Source organism: Chryseobacterium sp. Tr-659, assembly GCF_011752975.1.
Classification (GTDB): domain Bacteria; phylum Bacteroidota; class Bacteroidia; order Flavobacteriales; family Weeksellaceae; genus Chryseobacterium.
The window spans coordinates 65,230-83,191 of sequence record NZ_VWWP01000012.1 but is presented as its reverse complement, the minus strand read 5'-3'; the positions used below and the strand labels follow the sequence as shown (position 1 = coordinate 83,191).

The window sequence follows — 17,962 nt, the reverse complement described above, 5'->3', positions numbered from 1 at the left end:
TGCTTATTTTTTTAGTTCACAGTCCGATATTTGTTCTATTTCAATGTTATGGTTTCTCAGGAACGATATCCCATCGTCATCCGAATACTCATTAATATACACCAGTCTTGTAATACCTGCCTGCAGAATCAGCTTACTGCATTCTTTGCATGGCGACAGCGTTAAATATAACGTGGCTCCTTTAGCAGATTGAGTAGAAGCTGCCAGCTTTAATATGGCATTGGCCTCTGCATGCAATACATACCAGTGTGTTTTGCCCTCTTCATCTTCACAGCAGTTTTCGAATCCCGAAGGAGTTCCGTTGTAACCATCTGAAATAATCATCCTATCTTTTACGATAAGAGCTCCTACCTGTTTTCTCTTACAGTAGGAAAGTTTTGCCCATTCCTGAGCCATTTTTAGATAAGCTTTATCAAACTTATTCATACCGCAGCATTAATTTTTCGAAATAATTTTGGATTAAAATCTTTTTGAAAGATTAGAAGTTCGGCTTTCTTTTCTCAAGGAAAGCAGTTACTCCTTCTTTCTTATCTTCCATTTCAAAAAGTTCGCCAAAATACTTGATTTCAGTTTCAAAACCTTTATCCGTGTCAGATAAATTCACGGCATTGATAGCCTTTGAAATTGCCATTGGTGAGTTGTAGGCAATAGTGTTCGCTAATTCTTTCGTTTTGGTTAATAATTCTTCGATAGGGTATACTTCATTTACCAGTCCGATCTCTTTTGCTTTCTGAGCAGGGATCATTTTGGCTGAGAAGATCATTTCGTTGGCAATACCTTTTCCTACAAGCTTTGGAAGCCTTTGAGTTCCTCCGTATCCCGGAATTAATCCAAGGGTTACTTCAGGAAGTCCTAATCTGGCGTTTTCCGATGCATATCTGATATGGCATGCCATAGCAAGCTCTAAACCTCCACCTAATGCAAAACCGTTTACGGCAGCAATGACAGGTTTAGAAAGGTTTTCAATTTTGTTGAACAATGTGTGTTGTCCGTTTCTGGCAAGCTCTTCAGCTTTTTCCTGTCCGAAGTCGCTGAACTCCTTGATATCAGCACCTGCTACGAAAGACTTTTCTCCACTTCCGGTAAGGATAATTACCCTGCAGGAATTGTCGGCATTAAGTTCATCCAGCGCTGTACTGATCTCCTGAATTGTTTTTGCATTTAGAGCATTTAAACTTTCAGGCCTGTTTATTGTAATGATAGATAATTTATCTTCTTTTTTTAATAATATATTCTCGTAACTCATTTTTCCACTTTAAAATATCATCCCTTGCAAATTATGAATTTTTTACAAAAAAAAGGAAAAAATATTATTTTTTTTTCCTTTTTTTTTATTTATCCTTCAATATGATTATTTCGAATGATTCATCATATTTGCATCAATATTAACATTTAGTTGAGAAGCGACTTTCATGCCAAGCTCAATATTAGCCCGGAAAAAGTGGCATAACTGCCTGTTGATGATCTCATCTTTTTTAGGTCCGTCAATACCCTTCATACTTCCTACAATATTTTTTACGAGATGATCCCTGTCTTCAGCATTCATTGCTTTTGAATATAAAAGCCCGGGCTGAGTGTAATGATCACCATCATTTTCATTTCTATTGTAGTTGGCTACATGAGCACTATCCAGTTCATACTCATAGTTTTTATAAGAAGGATCCGGTTTAATATCATCGAAGCTGTTTGGGAAATAGTTCGGTTGATCCTGGTATTGGCTTGAATCTGCCATATAACCGTCTCTCTGATAATTATTGACTGCGAACGGGCATCTGTTCACTTCCAATTGATGAGAATTGACTCCTACTCTGTAGCGGTGTGCATCCGGATAAGAGAATAATCTCCCCTGAAGCATTTTATCCGGTGAAAAACTGATTCCATTAATAAGACTGCTTGGAGAGAAGGTAGACTGTTCTACATGGGCAAAATAATTCACAGGAACCTCATTCAGTTCCATTTCTCCCACTTCAATTAATGGGAAATCATCATGGAACCATACTTTGGTTACATCAAAAGGATTCCATCTGAAATCTCTTGCCTGCTCCTCTGTCATCACCTGGATATATAAGGTCCATTTCGGAAAATCTCCGTTTTCAATTGCCTTGCAAAGATCTTCCTGTGCGAAATCTGGGTTTTCACCTGCCATTTTCACCGCTTCCTCATTCGTGAAGTTTTTCACGCCCTGTTTTGTTTTGAAATGGAATTTTACCCAGACTCTCTCATTTTTATCATTAATCATGGAGAATGTATGAGATCCGAAACCATGCATATGGCGGTATCCGTATGGCGTTCCTCTGTCTGACATTAAAATTAGCACCTGATGAAGCGATTCCGGATTTAAGCTCCAGAAATCCCACATCATAGCAGCACTTTTTAAATTGGTTTTTGGTACTCTTTTCTGAGTATGAATAAAATCCGGGAATTTTTTCGCATCCTTAATAAAGAATACCGGAGTATTATTTCCTACAAGATCCCAGTTTCCGTCTTCGGTATAAAATTTTAAGGCAAAACCTCTTGGGTCTCTTGCAGTATCAGCACTCCCTTTTTCTCCTCCCACTGTAGAAAAACGGGCAAACATTCTGCATGAATTTCCTACTTTTGAAAATAGTTTTGCTTTTGTATATTGGCTGATGTCATGCGTTACGGTAAAAGTTCCGTATGCTCCGCTTCCTTTAGCGTGTACAATTCTTTCAGGAATTCTTTCCCTAACGAAATGCGCAAGATTTTCCTGAAGAACAAAGTCTTGCAGCAATACCGGGCCTCTTGGTCCTACCGTCTGGGAATCCTGATGCTCATAATAAGGCGTGCCGTTACTTAACGTTAATTTTTTAGAATCCATATAATTGATGATTTGAATAAATGTTTCTTTTTTCTAAAATCACTGTAAAGGTAGTGAATATCAAATTTACTTGAATTTTTAATTGCTAATAGCAAAAACGTTATATCTTTGTAATAGATAATATTAATCAAATGAACATTCAGCAACTGGAGTATCTTATCGCTGTAGATAAGTATAAACATTTTGGTAAAGCAGCTCAGGCGTGTTTTATTACCCAACCTACGTTAAGTGCCATGATACAGAAATTTGAGGATGAACTGGATGTGAAAGTTTTCGACAGAACTACACACCCGATCCGTACTACGGATGTAGGTCTTCAGATCATTGATCAGGCAAAGGTAATCATAGAATCTGTCAATGAACTGAAAAACAAAGCCAACCTTTTGAATAATATTTTAGGAGGAACCATCAATTTAGGAATTATTCCTACCGTTTCTTCTTTCATCCTGCCTACGGAAATATTCAAATTCCTTGAAGAAAATCCGAAGATTCAGATGAATGTAAAGGAAATGACCACAGATAATATCATTAAAGCTCTGAAAGCAGGAGAACTGGATGCGGGAATCATTTCTACGCCTTACGATACTGCTGATGAGTTTTACCAGGACTTTCTTTTCAATGAAGAACTGATGATCTACAGTTCCAATACAGAAGCCAACAAAAAGAACGCTTACATCATTCCTGAAGAGCTGAATGTAGAAAAAGTATGGCTTCTTGAAGAAGGAAACTGTCTGAGAAATCAGTTTGAAAATATCTGTCATCTGAAAGAAAATACGTTGAAGCCTAAAAACTTAGACTTCCTTGCTTCCAATATCCAGACTCTGGTACATATGGTAGACAAAGTAGGAGGTATCAGTATTCTTCCTGAGCTTGCATTAAGCCAGCTTTCTGAAGAGCAGAAAAAAAATGTTTTCAGGTTCAAAAAACCTTTCCCTTACAGAGAGATCAGTATTATTTACTATAAGCCTACATTTAAGCAGAAGATTATAGATGAGCTATCTCATTCTATCAAAAATTCTTTAGAACTTAAGCTGAATTATCACGAAAGTCCGAAAGAATTTGTAAGTATCAAACCTCAGTAACCGGAAGGCTTTACAATGATATAAATCATTAATTTAAAGAAAAATACAATTAGTAAACAAAAATTTTGAGTATTAGGAAAATAGTGCTTAAATTTGCTGACGTTTATTAACGAGGAAAAATTTGACCTGATTGCAACCTCTATAAAAAAATGCTAAAACAGTATTCTTTTTTTCTGGGCAATTTTATTCTTATTTTTCTTCATCATTATTTTTAATCTAAAAACAAAGAATAATATGTCTTATTTATTTACGTCTGAATCAGTTTCAGAAGGACATCCGGATAAAATAGCCGATCAGATTTCCGATGCATTAATCGACCATTTCCTGGCATATGATAAAAGTTCAAAAGTAGCTTGTGAAACTCTTGTAACTACTGGACAGGTTGTATTGGCAGGAGAGGTAAAATCTGATGCTTATCTTGATGTACAAACGATTGCCAGAGAAGTAATCAATGGAATCGGATATACAAAAGGTGAATATATGTTCAATGGAGATTCTTGTGGAGTTATTTCTGCGATCCATGAACAATCACCTGATATCAACCAGGGAGTTGACAGAGCTGTAAATGATGAGTCGTTCGAAGCTAAAGCTAATGCACAAGGTGCTGGTGACCAGGGAATGATGTTCGGATACGCAACTAACGAAACGGCAAACTATATGCCTCTTGCGCTGGATCTTGCCCATACTATTCTTAAAGAGCTTTCTGCTATCAGAAGAGAAAATACAGATATCACTTACCTTCGTCCTGATGCAAAAAGCCAGGTAACAATTGAATATTCTGATGATCATAAGCCTATCAGAATTGATTCTATCGTGGTTTCTACACAGCATGATGATTTCGGAACGGAAGAGGAAATGCTGAACAAGATCCGTGAAGACATCAAAAATATTTTGGTTCCTAGAGTTGTAGCCCAGCAGACTGAAGAGATCAAGGCATTATTCAACGATCAGATCAAATATCACATCAATCCAACAGGTAAATTCGTTATCGGAGGACCTCACGGAGATACAGGTCTTACAGGAAGAAAAATCATTGTTGATACTTACGGAGGTAAAGGAGCTCACGGTGGTGGTGCTTTTTCAGGAAAAGATCCGTCTAAAGTAGACAGAAGTGCAGCATATGCAACAAGACATATTGCTAAAAACTTAGTGGCAGCAGGAATTGCTGATGAAGTTTTAGTACAGGTTTCTTATGCTATTGGTGTAGCTGAACCTTGTGGTTTATACATTAATACTTATGGAACTGCAAAAGTAGACCTTCACGATGGAGACATTGCTAAAAAGGTTTCTACCATCTTCGATTTGAGACCTTATGCTATTGAGCAAAACCTGAAATTAAGAAATCCTATTTATCAGGAAACTGCTTCTTACGGGCACATGGGTAAAGAACATTATGTTGCTGATAAGACATTCAATAAAGGTCACAAAAACGAATTGACGTTAAAAGGGCTTGAATTCTTCACTTGGGAGAAACTGGATAAAGTAGACGAAATAAAAGCTGCTTTCGGAATTTAATTTTTTTCTTACATAATAAATGAACTGCTTTATCCTCTGATAAGGCAGTTTTTTTTAATTTTACATTCTAATTAATTGAAAGATGATGAATATTAAGACTGCAATTACCATTCTATCCTTGTTTTTTCTGAGCACATGGGCAAAAGCACAATACACGATGCATAAAATGATCAGTGTGGGATATACCTATCAGAATCAGAGTTTCGGAGAATTAGGAGGTAAGCTGCTTTTTCTTAAAAATGATGATGTGATTTACAGACTGGGAGCATCTGCTTTAATGGGATCAACAAACTCTAAGTTTGCCATTATGCCGAAACTTCAGGCAGACATTCTTCTTAATTTTGAAAAAAATGTAGACTTTTATCATTCCTATTACTTTTTAGCGGGTGTGGAAGGTACCAATAAATATATAGCACCTAAAATCGGGGTTACCTTATTTGGGATGCTGGATCTTACAGGAGGGTATGCTTTTCCTATTGGAGATACACGTTTAAACGGAAAAGAGATGAAAGGTTTAAATATTAATTTTACATTAAATATTCCCACTGTCTTTATTCATGATATGTTAAAGTGATTTTTTTTAAATTTTTATAGGGAAAATTTAATAATTGGTTAACAGTTATTAAAAAATTATTATATTTACACCATAATATAATTGTGCCGCCTATAGAAGAGACTCTACTCTAAAGAACTGTTTTGTATATACAGCGAAAGCCAGATGAAATATCTGGAGGAATACCTGTCTGCAAATATTTATATTGAGAAGAGTTATGAAATCAAAATCGGATAGTTTACTAATTTCCCTTTATCAAAAAGGAGACGAGGGTGCTTTATCAACCCTCATACACAGGCATCAGCGAGAACTGTTTACATTCATTTTTTACAAAATTAATGATGAAGATTTAGCCAACGATATCTTTCAGGATACATTCATGAAGATTATTGTAATGCTGAAAGAAGGACGCTATAACGAAGAAGGCAAATTCATTCTTTGGGCAAAAAGGATTTCCCATAATCTGATCATTGACCATTTCAGATCAAAAGCTAAAAATATTAAAGTTTCGGAAACTACATTTGAGACGGATGAATATTCTATTTTTGACCTGATCAGAGAGCCTTCTGAAAATATAGAGGATCAGTTGGTAACCAATCAGATTCAGGAAGACTTGCTTAAAATGCTGCAATATCTTCCTCTGAATCAGCAAGAAGTTATTAAACTGAGGTTTTTTGACGGTTTAAGTTTTAAAGAAATCGCAGATCATACCGAGATGAGTATTAATACGACTTTAGGACGCGTAAGATATGCTCTGATAAACCTGAGAAAAATCATGGATGAAAATAACATAATATTAACCAGATAGATAATATTTCGCGAAATTTCACGTTTTAAAGGAAACATACTTCGCCAATGAAAAAAAATGACTCCTTAAAAGTGAAAACTTTGAAACCTAAGAAACAAACCATTGATTTTCTGCTCAATTTTTCAAAAAGTATTGAAGTCGTGAAAACGAAGAGCAAGAATTATCCGATTTTAAAAAATTAAAATGACTAACTTTGTGCTGTATGAAAATGCAGCACGTTTATTTTGACCTGGATAATACACTCTGGGATCATCGTAGGAATGCCTATCTTACCATCAAAGACCTTTTTGAACAACAGCAAATAACTTCAAAGTATAATATTGACTTTGAAGAGTTTCATGCTGTTTACCATGATATCAACGAAGAATTGTGGGAAAAGATCAGAGATGGAATTATTGGCAAAGAGTATTTGAGAGAACACCGTTTTTATGACTCATTCAAACATTTTGGTGTAGACAATAAGGAACTTTCTCTTTATTTTGAAGAGAACTTTCTGGATAATATTGTAAGTCATAATGAATTGGTAGAAGGGGCAGAAGAGATTCTGGACTATTTAAAGGCTAAAAACTATACACTTCACATTATTTCTAACGGTTTTCAGGAAGTAACGGAAAGGAAATGTACCTTATCCGGAATTGCTCCCTATTTTAAAACCATTACGAGTGCAGATGCCATAGGAGTGAGAAAGCCCAATCCTAAGATCTTTGAATATTCTTTAGGGCTGTCTGAAGCCCGAAAAGATGAAAGTATCTTAATTGGAGACGACTGGATTGCAGACGCAATGGGAGCAACAGATTTCGGCATGGATGCCATCTTCTTTGATGTCTATAAGGAAGATAAGCAGAAAGAGGGGTTGAAGGCAATAACCCATCTTCAGCAAATCAAAGATTATTTATAAATTCTTCAGGCTTGAATAAAGCCTGCCAGTCAATTAAAATATTAAACCATTAAGGCAATTTGTCTTGATGGTTTTTTTATGATTAATCTATTCCCAAATCTTTCCTAAATTGATTAGGAACTTTGCTCCATAATAATGACAGAAAAACTTAATGTTATGAAAAATGTAAAAAAGATCACAGGAGTATTGATGGTGTTGTTTTTATTAATAGGAGGATTTGTTTCTGCCCAAGACCGGGCAATCAGTGCTGGCCAGCTCCCAAAGACAGCCAAAAACTTTATTGCGGGTTATTTTAAAGGAATACCTGTAACCTCTGCTATTGAAGACAGGGAAATCTATGGAATAGATGAATACAAAGTATATCTGACCAACGGAATGAAAATAGAATTTGACAGCGAAGGAAACTGGAAAGAAGTAGATGGTAAGCATCAGAAAATTCCTTATGGTTTTATTCCGGGTTCCATCAGGAATTACAGTACAAAAAATTTCCCTAATACTTATATCGTTAAGGTTGAAAAGAAGAGATGGTCTTATAAAGCTGAGCTTTCCAACGGATTGGAACTGGAATTCGACAGAAACGGGAACTTTAAAAAGATTGATGATTAAATCAAAAAGCAGATTAACACTAAATTGTAAATATTATGGTCAATTGGAATTTAATAAGAAGCAATGGAAGAAAACAGTCTTCCTCCAAGATTAGAAAGAGTATTGTGTCTTTTATGACAAAGCATCATCCTGGAAGTGTGGTTGATTCTATTGAAAAAAAATATAATGCATACAAAATACGCCTGATGAACGGTCTATGCCTTGTTTTTGATGCAGACGGACGTTATGTAAAAACGAACTCATTTTTAAAGAATTAAAACCGGGAGCTGGAAATTGTACAGGATAGAAAAGTACCTTCCAGCCTCCTACCTTATAATTTCATATATTTGATAGAAGAAAGCCGTTGAATATCGTAATCCAAAGAAGGAATGAAGATTTTAATAGTAGAGGATGAGCCGGAATTAAAGGATACCGTACAGAAGTTTCTGGAGTCAGAAAATTTCATAGTGGAACATGCCGATAATTACAGTTCGGGACTGGATAAAATCATCTCTTACGAGTATGACTGTATTTTATTGGACATCATGCTGCCTGACGGCAATGGAATAGATCTGCTGAAAGAAATTAAGAAATTGCATAAAAAAGATCCGGTAATCATTTTGTCTGCCAAAGATTCCGTAGAAGATAAAGTAACCGGACTGGAAATAGGTGCAGACGATTATCTCGCCAAACCTTTTCACCTTGCAGAACTGATGGCAAGAATAAGATCTGTGATCAGAAGAAAACATCAGGACGGAGAAAATATTATCAAATACAAGAATATAAGCATAGATCCGGAAAACAGAACCGTGAAAATAGGAAATGAAGAGTTGATCCTTAACCGCAAAGAATATGATCTTCTGTATTATTTTGTAATTCATCCTGAAAAAACATTACAGAAAACCACTTTGGCAGAAGCTATCTGGGGAGATTATATAGACCAGGCAGACAGTCTGGACTTTATTTACTCCCAAATTAAAAATCTCCGTAAAAAGCTCAAGTCATTCCATGCGGAGGCAGACTTCCAGGCGGTGTACGGAATAGGATATAAATTCATCTGATGAAAGTTTCTTTAAAATACTATACCATAAAATACCTGATCATGATCCTGCTGCTTATTATTGCAGTGTGGGCAGGGCTATTTTATGCCTATATTCTGGATGAAGTACACGATAATGTGGATGATGGGTTGAAAGACCGAAAGATACAGATTATAAAAGCGGTGTATCTCAATCCTCAGCTATTAAAGAATAATGATTTTGGGTTTAATGAATTTAAAATCATTCCGATTAAAGCCGGAGATTATAAAAATAAAAGCAGGCTTTACGATAAGATGTATTACATGGAATATGATGATAAGGACCAGCCTTACAGAGTTCTTGAAGCAGATTTTATCGATCAGTTCAAACACCATCAGCGTCTTATTATAAGGACTTCAACAGTAGAGGAAGATGAGTTAATCTATGATCTTACAACGGCTTTGATCGTACTTTATATCCTTTTGGTGATCAGTATTGTGGTAGTTAATGGATATCTGCTTAATAAGGCAATGCGTCCCTTCTACAGGATTTTGGAAAAGCTTAAAAAATACCAGTTTGGAATCCCTTTTTCACAAGAAAACCAGAAATATACCATTACCGAATTTGAAGAACTGAACGTGGAAATCAATGAAATGATTGAACGTAATGAGCTTGTTTTCTATCAGCAGAAACAGTTTATTGAAAATGCATCCCATGAACTTCAGACGCCGCTTGCTATTGTTATCAATAAGATCGATCTTATTATTCAGAACGAAGATCTCGATAAAAAAAGTCTGAATTTTCTTTCTGAGCTTAAGAATGATCTGAGGAGAATGGTAGGATTGAATAAATCTTTACTAATGCTCTCGAAGATAGAAAATAACCAGTATAATAAGGCATTAGCTGTAGATTTTAATGTTTTGATCAAGGAACTTGTACAAAGCTATGAGGACTTTATTGAATTTAAAAAGGTAGATGTTAATATCATTGAAAAAGGAACATTTGAAGCCGCTTTTAACCACGATCTGGCAGATATTTTATTATCTAATCTCCTTAAAAATGCAGTCAAGTATAACAATGAAGAAGGTATGTTGAATATCATCATAGAAAACGACAGAATTACCTTTCAAAACAGCGGAACATCAAACTCTTTGGATAAATCCCGTATTTTTAACCGTTTCTATAAACAGGCATCCGATCATAGCTCTACCGGCTTAGGGCTGTCCATCATTAAAACAATTATCAAACAATATCCTGGCTGGGATATCACGTATGAGTTTGAAGATCAGATGCATTATTTCGTCCTCACAAAAAATATAATGTAATAGGAGTTTCAGATTATATCTGTTTAATCTGTGAGATCAGCAACAAAAAATATTTTGCTCATTTCAGCGTATTTATAACCCAAAAAAGAACGGCTATCTCAAAAGGGATAGCCGTTTACTTATATTTAAATTAAGGATTAAAATCCTAAACTAGTTCTTACTCTTTTAAGAGTTTCCATTGCAATAGGTCTTGTTTTCGCCGCTCCTTCCTGTAGTTTGGCTTCCAATTCATCAAGATTGTTCATATAATAATCGAACGTTTCTCTTTCTTTGGCAAAACGTATAAGGATAAGGTCTAACAGCTCCTTTTTAGCATGTCCGTATCCAAAGTTGCCGGCAAGATATTTAGCTCTCAGTTCCTCTGTCTGCTCAGGTGTTGCAATAAGCTCATAAATCTGGAAAGTCTTATCTGTTGCAGGATCTTTAGGCTCTTCTAAAGACTTTGAATCTGATTCAATGCTCATCACCTGTTTTTTCAGTTCCTTTTCAGGTAAGAAAATATTGATGATATTTCCCATGGATTTAGACATTTTGCGCCCATCTGTTCCGGGAACATATTTAGTGTCCTCCTGAAGCTCAGATTGTGGCAATACAAAAACTTCACCCATCTGGTTATTGAACCTTGAAGCCACATCTCTTGCAATTTCCAAATGCTGAAGCTGATCTTTTCCTACAGGAACAATCTCTGCATCATACAGTAAAATATCTGCAGCCATTAAGATTGGATAGGTGAATAATCCTGCATTCACATCCTGAAGACGATCAGCTTTATCTTTAAATGAGTGAGCCAGTGTTAATCTTTGATAAGGAAAAAAACATGATAAATGCCAAGATAGTTCACAGGTTTCAGCGATATCACTTTGTCTGTAGAAAAATGTTTTTTCGGTATCTAATCCACAAGCAAGCCAAGCCGCAGCAATCTCGTAGGTATTCTGTCTTAAAGTCTGCGCATCTTTAATCTGGGTAAGCGTATGAAGATTCGCAATAAATAAAAATGATTCATTTCCTTCCTGCTTGGATAACTCGATAGCAGGAATAATGGCCCCAAGAAGATTTCCAAGATGGGGTGTTCCGGTGGCTTGAATGCCGGTAAGAATTCTTGACATTGTTTAAAATTTATATTTAAAAATTAATGAATTGCAAATTTACGAGGTTTGACCGGAATAATGAATGAAAAACATCAAAAGATGCTGTAATTAAAGTTCAATAGAGTGGGCTTTAGCCAAAACTTAAAAACGTAATCAGCCTTTACCTAATTATCTGTGCTGTGTAATCTGGGGTTAGATAAATTAAGGAATCACAATTTTTTCACCGCCAAATTTAGGTTCCACTCCAAGAAGCAGATCCCAATATACTTTAGCCTTTGCAAAATATTCCCGAAGATTCGTCTTTAAACCTGCATATTTATTTACATCTGCAGCGTTATATCCAAATGCTTCCATTCCGTTTTTTCTGGCCAGAAATACCGCTCTTTCATTATGAAACTTCTGTGAGATGATGATCAGTTTGGTTTGCCCGAAAATATCCTTTGCTCTTACCACAGAATCCAGTGTTCTGAACCCGGCATGATCCATAATGATTTTATCCTGCGGAACACCTTCCTGAATCAGTGCCAGCTGCATATCTTCAGGCTCATTATAATCTTTAGTACTGTTGTCTCCGCTTACAATAATGTATTGTATTTTTCCGTTTTTATAAAGGTCTGCTGCTGCTTTGATTCTGTTATAGAAATAAGCATTCGGTGTTCCGTTGCTCAATGTTTTTCCGGTTCCCAGTAATAATGCGGTTTTAGCTTCCGGTATATCGGTAATATGGTAGGAAACAAATGGTTCACTTTCTTTTTTAATGCTGTAGTTCGCCCAGGCGATAAAAATAATTCCTGCCACAAGAAGAAGCAGGAAAATTTTAAAAATATTTTTAATTATTTTTTTCATCCGAAAATATAATTTTTAAAACTCAAGACCGTTGGGAAAAGCTTTTTTCCTGAAAATTAATAGGAAAGCAGCTCCTACAGTAATAGCTGAATCAGCGACGTTAAAAATATACTTGAAAAATTCAAGGTGTTTTCCGCCTATCAAAGGCCAGCTTTCAGGCACATTCCAGTCTACCAGTGGGAAGTGAAGCATATCTACAACACATCCTTTCATAAAAGTAGAATACCCTTGCCCGAAAGGAGCAAACTTAGAAATTCCACCATAACCGATCCATCGGTCAATGCTTGGGTCATAAACCGTTCCACTGTCGAAAATCATTCCATAGAACATTCCGTCGATAAGATTTCCGATAGCACCGGCAAAGATAATAGACATTGGGATCAAAAGATAGTTGGAAGCTCCTTCTTTTAGCCATTTTCTGAACATATAAACCATTCCTCCGATTAAGAACACTCTTAAAATTACCAGAAAATATTTACCGATAATTCCTCCGAAATGAAACCCGTAAGCCATTCCCGGATTTTCCACGAAAGTAAGTTTAAAGCCCGGAAAAACAGAAATACTGTCGTCCAGATTAAAATGGGTTTTAATATAGATTTTTGAAGCCTGATCTATTAATAATACCAAAAATGTAATCGCTAATATCTTTTTCATTACTGTCCTTTAGGTTTTGAAGGCTTTGAAGCCGGCTTTACATTTTTATTGTCGCTCGCTTTCTTAACCACTTTTTGTCCGTTAAATGAACTTTTAACATGAGCTTTTTCAAATTTAATGTTCATTTCTTTCAAAACACTTTTCAGTGCGCTAAGCTCCATAGAATTTTTAGGATGTACTATGATAGATTCCATTTCTTATATTTATTTTTTACTTTTTGGACAGCTCGTCAAGCCTTTTTCTATCTTTCTCAGACAGATCATTCACTCCGTTTTTGCCCATTTTACTCAAAAGTTTGTCTATTTCTTTCTCCCGTTCACGTTTGTCAGAATTAAACTTATCATCAATCGTATAATTTTTCTGCTGATCAGGGGAAAATCTGTTCCTGATCCACTCTCTGTTGAAAAACAGCAATACGGCTGCGATAACAATTCCTAAAATCAATAACTCGCTCATGGGTATACATTAAAAATTAGGTTTATAAAGTATCCAAGAATACCATATAAACCCAATATTATTTTACAAACCTTACGGCTATTTCTGCATATTTTTCGCTTCGATGCTCAGCGTAGCGTGAGGAACGGCTAAAAGTCTTTCCTTAGGGATCAGTTTCCCCGTTACTCTGCAAACACCATACGTTTTGTTCTCGATTCTGATTAAGGCATTCTTAAGATCACGCACGAATTTTTCCTGTCTTCCTGCTAAAATAGAGTTTTGTTCTTTACTCAACGTTTCTGCTCCTTCTTCAAATGCTTTGAAGGTAGGGGAAGTATCATCTGTTCCATTATTCTGGTCATTGATGAAACTTTCTCTGATCAGCTGAAGGTCTTTCTCTGCTTTTTCTATTTTTTCTCTAATGATCGCTCTAAATTCCTGTAAATCAGCATCGCTGTATCTAACTCTTTCGTCTGACATATTCTTTCTCTTTTTTAATAAAATTATGAAATGGAATTTGAAATACAATAACTACATGTTAATTTTTTTCAATATTTATCTTAAAATTAACCTCATCTATTTCGATTTCGTTAAAATTTGAAAGTGAAGATACAATTTCTATTTTATTTGACAAGACTTCGGAAGAAATATATTCCTCATTTTTCTTAATATCTTCAAGGAATGGTGAATTCTCTTCAATGGAGATTCCAATTCTGTCTGTCAGTTCAAAATCTTTATCTTTTCGCAGGTTTTGAATCCTGTTGATGAACTCTCTTGCGATACCTTCTGATTTTAACTCATCGGTTAACGTCAAATCTAATGCCACAGTTGTTTTTCCATCGGAAGTTACTGTCCATCCCGGGATATCTTTTGTTGAGATCTCTACATCATCAAGAGTGATCTCATATCCCTGAACATCAATTTTTCCCGCTTTTTCAAGATTGGAAATCTGTTCAGCACTAAGATTTGTAATTTCTGCACCAACCACTTTCATGTCTTTTCCTAATTTAGGACCAAGAGCTTTGAAATTCGGTTTTATCTGTTTTACAATTAAGTGTGATGCCTCTTCAGCATTAATTAACTGTAATTCTTTTACGTTGACTTCCTGCTTAATCAGATCTGCTACGGCAAGGATTTGCTCCTCGCTTTTAGAATCCAGTACAGGAACCAATACTTTTTGTAATGGCTGACGAACCTTTACATTTTCCTTCTTTCTCAATGAGAAAACCATACTTGTAATGTTCTGAGCCAAATGCGTTTTTTCAACCAGATCCTGATCAATTAAGCTTTCATCAGCCACAGGGAAATCTGTTAAATGTACAGACTCACAGTTCTCTTTTCCGGTTACTTTATTTAAGTCCTGATACAACTGATCCATGAAGAACGGAGCAATAGGGGCAGATAGCTTAGCTACTACCTCAAGACAGGTATATAAAGTCTGGTAAGCAGAGATCTTATCATCAGAATAATCTCCTTTCCAGAAACGTCTTCTGCACAATCTTACATACCAGTTACTTAGGTTATCATTCACGAATGTACTGATTGCTCTTGCTACTCTTGTAGGTTCATAATCTTCATAGAAAGCCTTTACCTCTTTGATCAGAAGATTAAGCTCGGAAAGAATCCATCTGTCAATTTCCGGACGGTTTTCCACTTCTTTCTCTGAATAATTAAAGCCATCCACATTGGCATATAAAGCAAAGAATGAATAGGTATTATAAAGAGTTCCGAAGAACTTTCTTCTTACTTCATCAATACCTTCAATGTCAAACTTAAGATTTTCCCAAGGGTTAGCATTAGAGATCATGTACCAACGTGTAGCATCCGGACCGTATACAGAAAGTGTTTCGAACGGATCCACAGCATTTCCTAAACGTTTTGACATTTTTTGCCCGTTCTTATCCAGAACAAGCCCGTTACTCATTACATTTTTATAAGCAACAGAATCAAAAACAGCTGTTCCGATCGCATGAAGCGTGTAGAACCATCCACGGGTCTGGTCAACACCTTCTGCAATGAAGTCTGCTGGGAAAGCTTTGTTATTATCGATTAATTCTTTGTTCTCAAAAGGATAATGCAGCTGTGCATACGGCATAGAACCTGAATCGAACCAAACATCAATAAGGTCGCTTTCCCGTTTCATTGCTTTTCCTGAATCAGAAACCAATACTACTTTGTCTACTACATTTTTGTGAAGATCAACCAGTTCATAGTTGGATTCAGCCATATTTCCGATGATGAAACCTTTGAATGGATTTTCAGTCATCAATCCTGCCGCAATCGATTTTTCGATTTCGTTATATAATTCTTCTACAGACCCGATAATCTTTTCTTCTTTAAGATCATCCGTTCTCCAGATCGGCAAAGGAATTCCCCAATATCTTGAACGGGACAAGTTCCAGTCGTTTACATTTTCTAACCAGTTGGCAAAACGCCCTTCTCCTGTAGCCTTTGGCTTCCAGTTGATGTCTTTGTTCAGGTTAACCAATCTGTCTTTTACAGCCGTCATTTTCACGAACCATGAATCCAGCGGATAATACAATACAGGTTTATCTGTTCTCCAGCAATGTGGATAAGAGTGGACATATTTCTCTACTTTGAAAGCCTTGTTCTCTGTTTTCAGCAAGATTGCAAGTTCCACATCCCAAGATTTTTCAGGAGCAGTTCCTTCATCGTAATATTCGTTTTTGATATATTTCCCGGAGAACACTTCAGGAACATTTTCCCCCTGAATAAATTTCCCCTGTAAATCTACCAATGGAACAAGATTGTCATTTTCATCTTTTACTAACATTGGCGGGATTTCAGGCTGAGCCATTTTAGAAACTCTCGCATCATCGGCACCAAAAGTAGGCGCCGTGTGAACGATACCTGTACCATCTTCTGTTGTAACAAAATCTCCAAGGATCACTCTGAATGCGTTTTCGGCATTGTCATTTGGCGTAAACCAAGGAATTAATTGCTCATATCTTGTGTCCACAAGTTTTTCTCCGGTAAATTCTTTTAAAATTTTAAAAGGAATTACTTTAGTTTCAGAAGTATAGTTCGCAAAATCTTCGTCTGTCCCTTCAGCATATTTTTTACCGAAAACCTTAGGTAAAAGAACACTTGATAAAACAACCGTTACCGGCTCGAAAGTATACTGATTGAAGGTTTTAACCAAAACATATTCAATATCTCTACCTACGGTAAGAGCCGTATTGGATGGAAGCGTCCACGGAGTTGTCGTCCATGCAAGGATATGTACATCTCCGTCAACATCATTGAATAATGTTGAAGAGTCCTTCTTCACTTTAAACTGAGCTACAACCGTTGTATCTGAAACATCACGATACGTTCCGGGCTGGTTCAATTCGTGAGAAGAAAGTCCGGTTCCTGCTTTCGGAGAATATGGCTGGATCGTGTACCCTTTGTACAATAAGTTTTTATCGTACAATTGCTTTAACAGCCACCAAACCGTTTCCATGTATTTTGACTTGTACGTGATATACGGATCATCAAGGTCTACCCAATATCCGATTTTCTCAGTAAGATTATTCCATACATCAGTATAACGCATTACTGCCTCACGACAAGCTTTGTTGTAATCTTCAATAGAGATTTTTTTGCCAATATCTTCTTTAGTGATTCCTAATTCTTTTTCTACACCCAGTTCCACAGGAAGACCATGCGTATCCCAGCCCGCTTTACGGAAAACCTGTTTCCCGTTTTGAGTCTGGTAACGGCAGAAAATATCTTTCAATGCTCTTGCCATTACGTGGTGAATTCCAGGCATACCGTTTGCTGAAGGCGGACCTTCGTAAAAAACAAACTCAGGATTTCCCTGACGAATCTCAACACTCTTATTGAAAGTTTTATTTTGTTTCCAAAATTCCGCTACATTCTCTGCTACGTCAATAAGGTTGAGGTTTTTGTATTCTTTAAATTGGCTCATTGTAAATATCTCAATATCGTTGATTAATTAAGTCTGCAAATTTACTAAATTTTGTCGGTTTATAATATATGTTTTATTTTGATATCATCTATTAAAAAGTTCAATTTCAGAAATATATATAAGGGAAGTGATAAAAAGTAAGTGATAATGGGTAAATAAGTGAATTTTATACGTTATTTATCTTTATTTCTGGCCCTTTTTTGCTTGTTGGTTTTATTGAATAAAAGCGGGGCTTTAGCCCGCTCAAGAAGTAGAAATACATTCAATGGCTTTAGCCAAAACTCAGTTATAATCTCCCGCAGATCCGACAGGCTTCACAGATTTTTATCCGAATCATCTGTGAAAATCTGTTTCATCTGTGGTTGAAAATAGAACCTGCAA

General features: G+C 36.1%; 19 protein-coding genes. 9 read left to right on the top strand and 10 right to left on the bottom strand.

Translation table 11 applies throughout. The features are described from left to right. Positions 1–3 precede the first annotated feature (3 nt). The 3 genes from F3J23_RS20225 to F3J23_RS20215 form a co-directional block, all read right to left on the bottom strand. A complete protein-coding gene (locus F3J23_RS20225) occupies positions 4–426 on the bottom strand; it encodes a deoxycytidylate deaminase (protein ID WP_002983800.1) in 423 nt (140 codons plus the stop codon). A 52-nt stretch (positions 427–478) separates the two neighbouring features. Further along, the gene (locus tag F3J23_RS20220; RefSeq protein WP_167033143.1) at positions 479–1,246 is read right to left on the bottom strand and encodes an enoyl-CoA hydratase/isomerase family protein; all 768 of its coding nucleotides are present in this window, start codon (positions 1,244–1,246) and stop codon (positions 479–481) included. 105 nt (positions 1,247–1,351) lie between these two features. Beyond that, positions 1,352–2,839, bottom strand: a complete 1,488-nt coding sequence (locus F3J23_RS20215; RefSeq protein ID WP_167033141.1) for a catalase — start codon at positions 2,837–2,839, stop codon at positions 1,352–1,354. Positions 2,840–2,970: 131 nt separating this feature from the next. Between F3J23_RS20215 and F3J23_RS20210 the strand changes: the two genes are divergently transcribed. The 9 genes from F3J23_RS20210 to F3J23_RS20170 all read left to right on the top strand — a co-directional run bounded on the left by F3J23_RS20210 (position 2,971) and on the right by F3J23_RS20170 (position 10,624). Then, entirely contained in the window at positions 2,971–3,921 is a 951-nt protein-coding gene (locus F3J23_RS20210) for a LysR substrate-binding domain-containing protein (protein ID WP_065400946.1), read from the top strand. 234 nt (positions 3,922–4,155) lie between these two features. Next, positions 4,156–5,436, top strand: a complete 1,281-nt coding sequence (gene metK, locus F3J23_RS20205) for a methionine adenosyltransferase (protein WP_167033139.1) — start codon at positions 4,156–4,158, stop codon at positions 5,434–5,436. A gap of 82 nt (positions 5,437–5,518) precedes the next feature. Next, positions 5,519–6,010: a hypothetical protein gene (locus tag F3J23_RS20200; RefSeq protein WP_167033137.1), complete on the top strand. Its 492-nt coding sequence runs from the start codon at positions 5,519–5,521 to the stop codon at positions 6,008–6,010. Between the two features lie 196 nt (positions 6,011–6,206). Beyond that, complete coding sequence (locus tag F3J23_RS20195) at positions 6,207–6,797, top strand: RNA polymerase sigma factor (RefSeq protein ID WP_167033135.1); 591 nt, start codon at positions 6,207–6,209, stop codon at positions 6,795–6,797. A 202-nt stretch (positions 6,798–6,999) separates the two neighbouring features. Further along, on the top strand, positions 7,000–7,695 hold the full coding sequence (locus tag F3J23_RS20190; protein WP_167033133.1) for a YjjG family noncanonical pyrimidine nucleotidase: 696 nt from the start codon (positions 7,000–7,002) through the stop codon (positions 7,693–7,695). Between the two features lie 156 nt (positions 7,696–7,851). Continuing rightward, positions 7,852–8,301: a PepSY-like domain-containing protein gene (locus tag F3J23_RS20185; RefSeq protein WP_167033131.1), complete on the top strand. Its 450-nt coding sequence runs from the start codon at positions 7,852–7,854 to the stop codon at positions 8,299–8,301. Positions 8,302–8,336: 35 nt separating this feature from the next. Continuing rightward, complete coding sequence (locus tag F3J23_RS20180; RefSeq protein ID WP_167033129.1) at positions 8,337–8,558, top strand: PepSY-like domain-containing protein; 222 nt, start codon at positions 8,337–8,339, stop codon at positions 8,556–8,558. Positions 8,559–8,669: 111 nt separating this feature from the next. Continuing rightward, positions 8,670–9,341: a response regulator transcription factor gene (locus F3J23_RS20175; protein ID WP_167033127.1), complete on the top strand. Its 672-nt coding sequence runs from the start codon at positions 8,670–8,672 to the stop codon at positions 9,339–9,341. Beyond that, positions 9,341–10,624: a sensor histidine kinase gene (locus tag F3J23_RS20170; RefSeq protein ID WP_167033125.1), complete on the top strand. Its 1,284-nt coding sequence runs from the start codon at positions 9,341–9,343 to the stop codon at positions 10,622–10,624. Before F3J23_RS20175 ends, F3J23_RS20170 begins: the two co-directional genes overlap by 1 nt. A 137-nt stretch (positions 10,625–10,761) precedes the next feature. Here the strand turns inward: F3J23_RS20170 and trpS are convergent, their stop codons facing one another. The 7 genes from trpS to ileS form a co-directional block, all read right to left on the bottom strand. Continuing rightward, the gene (gene trpS, locus F3J23_RS20165) at positions 10,762–11,730 is read right to left on the bottom strand and encodes a tryptophan--tRNA ligase (protein ID WP_167033124.1); all 969 of its coding nucleotides are present in this window, start codon (positions 11,728–11,730) and stop codon (positions 10,762–10,764) included. Positions 11,731–11,913: 183 nt separating this feature from the next. Beyond that, complete coding sequence (locus F3J23_RS20160; RefSeq protein WP_167033122.1) at positions 11,914–12,558, bottom strand: vancomycin high temperature exclusion protein; 645 nt, start codon at positions 12,556–12,558, stop codon at positions 11,914–11,916. Between the two features lie 15 nt (positions 12,559–12,573). Next, positions 12,574–13,212: a lipoprotein signal peptidase gene (locus F3J23_RS20155; protein WP_167033120.1), complete on the bottom strand. Its 639-nt coding sequence runs from the start codon at positions 13,210–13,212 to the stop codon at positions 12,574–12,576. Further along, on the bottom strand, positions 13,212–13,406 hold the full coding sequence (locus F3J23_RS20150) for a DUF2683 family protein (protein ID WP_034692495.1): 195 nt from the start codon (positions 13,404–13,406) through the stop codon (positions 13,212–13,214). The genes F3J23_RS20155 and F3J23_RS20150 overlap by 1 nt, the downstream gene beginning before the upstream one ends. Positions 13,407–13,422: 16 nt before the next feature. Further along, entirely contained in the window at positions 13,423–13,668 is a 246-nt protein-coding gene (locus F3J23_RS20145; protein WP_167033118.1) for a DUF6576 domain-containing protein, read from the bottom strand. A 78-nt stretch (positions 13,669–13,746) separates the two neighbouring features. Continuing rightward, positions 13,747–14,127: a TraR/DksA family transcriptional regulator gene (locus F3J23_RS20140; RefSeq protein ID WP_167033116.1), complete on the bottom strand. Its 381-nt coding sequence runs from the start codon at positions 14,125–14,127 to the stop codon at positions 13,747–13,749. Positions 14,128–14,185: 58 nt separating this feature from the next. Further along, positions 14,186–17,581 (bottom strand): isoleucine--tRNA ligase, encoded by a 3,396-nt coding sequence (ileS, locus tag F3J23_RS20135; RefSeq protein WP_167033114.1) that lies wholly within the window; start codon positions 17,579–17,581, stop codon positions 14,186–14,188. Between the last annotated feature and the right edge of the window lie 381 nt (positions 17,582–17,962).

Bases quoted from the DNA above. Each gene is read 5' to 3' on its own strand.
- F3J23_RS20200 (WP_167033137.1), top strand. From the start codon at position 5,519: ATGATGAATATTAAGACTGCAATTACCATTCTATCCTTGTTTTTTCTG.
- F3J23_RS20155 (WP_167033120.1), bottom strand. From the start codon at position 13,212: ATGAAAAAGATATTAGCGATTACATTTTTGGTATTATTAATAGATCAG.
- F3J23_RS20170 (WP_167033125.1), top strand. From the start codon at position 9,341: ATGAAAGTTTCTTTAAAATACTATACCATAAAATACCTGATCATGATC.
- F3J23_RS20175 (WP_167033127.1), top strand. From the start codon at position 8,670: ATGAAGATTTTAATAGTAGAGGATGAGCCGGAATTAAAGGATACCGTA.
- F3J23_RS20190 (WP_167033133.1), top strand. From the start codon at position 7,000: ATGAAAATGCAGCACGTTTATTTTGACCTGGATAATACACTCTGGGAT.
- F3J23_RS20185 (WP_167033131.1), top strand. From the start codon at position 7,852: ATGAAAAATGTAAAAAAGATCACAGGAGTATTGATGGTGTTGTTTTTA.
- F3J23_RS20180 (WP_167033129.1), top strand. From the start codon at position 8,337: ATGGTCAATTGGAATTTAATAAGAAGCAATGGAAGAAAACAGTCTTCC.
- F3J23_RS20160 (WP_167033122.1), bottom strand. From the start codon at position 12,558: ATGAAAAAAATAATTAAAAATATTTTTAAAATTTTCCTGCTTCTTCTT.
- F3J23_RS20215 (WP_167033141.1), bottom strand. From the start codon at position 2,839: ATGGATTCTAAAAAATTAACGTTAAGTAACGGCACGCCTTATTATGAG.
- trpS (WP_167033124.1), bottom strand. From the start codon at position 11,730: ATGTCAAGAATTCTTACCGGCATTCAAGCCACCGGAACACCCCATCTT.
- ileS (WP_167033114.1), bottom strand. From the start codon at position 17,581: ATGAGCCAATTTAAAGAATACAAAAACCTCAACCTTATTGACGTAGCA.
- F3J23_RS20140 (WP_167033116.1), bottom strand. From the start codon at position 14,127: ATGTCAGACGAAAGAGTTAGATACAGCGATGCTGATTTACAGGAATTT.
- F3J23_RS20220 (WP_167033143.1), bottom strand. From the start codon at position 1,246: ATGAGTTACGAGAATATATTATTAAAAAAAGAAGATAAATTATCTATC.
- F3J23_RS20195 (WP_167033135.1), top strand. From the start codon at position 6,207: ATGAAATCAAAATCGGATAGTTTACTAATTTCCCTTTATCAAAAAGGA.
- metK (WP_167033139.1), top strand. From the start codon at position 4,156: ATGTCTTATTTATTTACGTCTGAATCAGTTTCAGAAGGACATCCGGAT.
- F3J23_RS20225 (WP_002983800.1), bottom strand. From the start codon at position 426: ATGAATAAGTTTGATAAAGCTTATCTAAAAATGGCTCAGGAATGGGCA.
- F3J23_RS20150 (WP_034692495.1), bottom strand. From the start codon at position 13,406: ATGGAATCTATCATAGTACATCCTAAAAATTCTATGGAGCTTAGCGCA.
- F3J23_RS20145 (WP_167033118.1), bottom strand. From the start codon at position 13,668: ATGAGCGAGTTATTGATTTTAGGAATTGTTATCGCAGCCGTATTGCTG.
- F3J23_RS20210 (WP_065400946.1), top strand. From the start codon at position 2,971: ATGAACATTCAGCAACTGGAGTATCTTATCGCTGTAGATAAGTATAAA.